Source organism: Veillonella parvula (assembly GCF_047241225.1).
In the GTDB taxonomy this organism is placed as follows: Bacteria; Bacillota; Negativicutes; order Veillonellales; family Veillonellaceae; genus Veillonella; species Veillonella parvula_O.
The window spans coordinates 1-2,034 of the sequence record NZ_JBKTIE010000013.1 but is presented as its reverse complement, the minus strand read 5'-3'; the positions used below and the strand labels follow the sequence as shown (position 1 = coordinate 2,034).

1 protein-coding gene and 1 pseudogene are annotated in these 2,034 nt (G+C 37.5%); both read left to right on the top strand.

All coding sequences use genetic code 11. From position 1 onward, the window contains the following. Positions 1 to 294: 294 nt before the first annotated feature. A pseudogene (locus ACLRYO_RS09540) lies at positions 295 to 492 on the top strand (hypothetical protein); the annotation flags it as partial. Between the two features lie 127 nt (positions 493 to 619). Continuing rightward, complete coding sequence (locus ACLRYO_RS09535) at positions 620 to 1,894, top strand: SLC13 family permease (protein ID WP_004698525.1); 1,275 nt, start codon at positions 620 to 622, stop codon at positions 1,892 to 1,894. The last annotated feature ends 140 nt before the right edge of the window (positions 1,895 to 2,034 follow it).

Genomic DNA, 2,034 nt, shown 5'->3' with positions numbered 1-2,034 from the left:
AAAGCTGGTGAAACATTGATCATGCCTTCTGAAGTCCCTCATAGCCTCGATGCCCGAGAAAACTTCAAGATGCTGTTGACCGTCGTTAAATAAATATATCATAATGAATGCATCCCTTGGATTAATAAGGGGTGTATTTTTATATTCCGTTAGAAAAATATATAATTTAGATAGTTATATTTGTAAAAAAGAGTACAATAAAATTATGGAGAGGCGTTAACATATTTAATAGATTTTATTTTAGAGGTCTAGAAAAGGAAGTCCTGCTGGAGGTTTACGATGAGCACGAAAGTAGATCCAAAAGCAGTGCTCGCGGCTATCGTAATTGCTAGTTCCTTGGCATATGCGACACCAATTGGTATGCCTGCCAATACTATGGTTTACAATATAGCTGGCTATAGCTTTTTGAATTATGTGAAAGCTAGTGTACCACTTATTGTTGTATCTAGTATTGTGGTATTGGTATTATTGCCAATTCTGTGCCCCTTTTAATATATAAGGTATTATCTAGCGTTGTAGATATATGAAAAATATTCATTATAAAAAAATTATATGATTTACATCACTGAGTTATATCTATATACTATAGGTGTATGACTACCATGAAAGGAAAGTTCTCATGGATTATAGTGTTGCTGTTACATTGGGATTCCTCGTATTTGCAATCGTCATGTTTGCATTGGAGAAGATTCCATTGTCTATTACGGCTATGATTGTAGCCGTTGGTTTGCATCTTTCTGGTGTATTAACCGCAACGGAAGCTTTCAAAGGCTTCGTTGACTCTAATGTTATTTTATTCATTGCTATGTTTATTATCAGTGCTGCTTTCTTTGAAACAGGTGTTGCTGTTGATGTAGGTGATGTTGTTAATAAATTTGCTAAAAACGAAACAATCCTTATTATCGCTATCATGATGCTTACAGGTATTATGTCTGGTCTCTTGTCCAACACAGGTACGGCAGCCGTTATGATTCCTGTTGTCATCGGTATTTGTAAAAAGGGTGGTTTCAACCAAACTAAATTCCTAATGCCAATCGCATTTGCAGCCGCTATGGGTGGTAATATTTCTATGATTGGTTCCCCTGGTAATATGATTGCAAACTCTAATTTACAAGAGGCTGGTCTTGGTTCCTTTAGTTTCTTCGCTTATGGTGAAGTAGGTTTACCTATACTTATCATCGGCACTCTATTCTATGCATTCATTGGCAAACGTTTCGTGCCAGAGGTTCCAACTCGTGAGCCTGATGCAAACTATCAAAAAAATGCTGACTTTGATCATGTTCCAATGTGGAAAAAATGGACAGCAGGTTTGGTGCTTGTATTGACTATTGCGGCTATGATTTTTGAAAAACAAATCGGTGTATCTTTGGCTGTTAGCGCTTGGGTAGGTGCTCTTGTTATCGTAGCAACTGGGGTTATTACTGAAACAGAGGCTGTTAAGTCTATCGATATGAAGACAATTCTGTTGTTTGTAGGTTCCTTGGCTCTTGGTACAGCAATGGTAAAATCCGGCGCAGGTGCATTTATTGCAAACCTTATCGTTGATGGTTTGGGTGAGACACCTAACCCATTGGTCTTGTTAGCAGTGCTTTTCTTCTTGTCTATATTCATGACAAACTTTGTGTCCAATACAGCGGACGTTGCATTGTTGGCACCTATCGGCTTGTCCTTGGCATCTCAATTAGGCTTTGACCCAAAAGCGATTCTCGTAGCTATCGTTATTTCCAGTTCTCTTGCATATGCTACACCAATGGGCACGCCTCCAAATGCTATGGTGTATAACGTGGCGGGTTACAGCTTTAAGGATTATGTAAAAGCTGGCGTACCATTGATTATTGTATCTGCCATCGTTTCTTTTGTATTATTGCCAATTTTATTCCCATTTAACCCGTAATTTTATATAGGTGAGTCATACTAAACCGTCACCGTTGGTGGCGGTTTTATTTATATAAAATTATTTCAATTCTGTTGCTATAGACACTGAAATTAAATCTCAATTAACTTATAATAAAGTCAACAAAAGGACAGTCCTTT

Bases quoted from the DNA above. Each gene is read 5' to 3' on its own strand.
- ACLRYO_RS09535 (WP_004698525.1), top strand. From the start codon at position 620: ATGGATTATAGTGTTGCTGTTACATTGGGATTCCTCGTATTTGCAATC.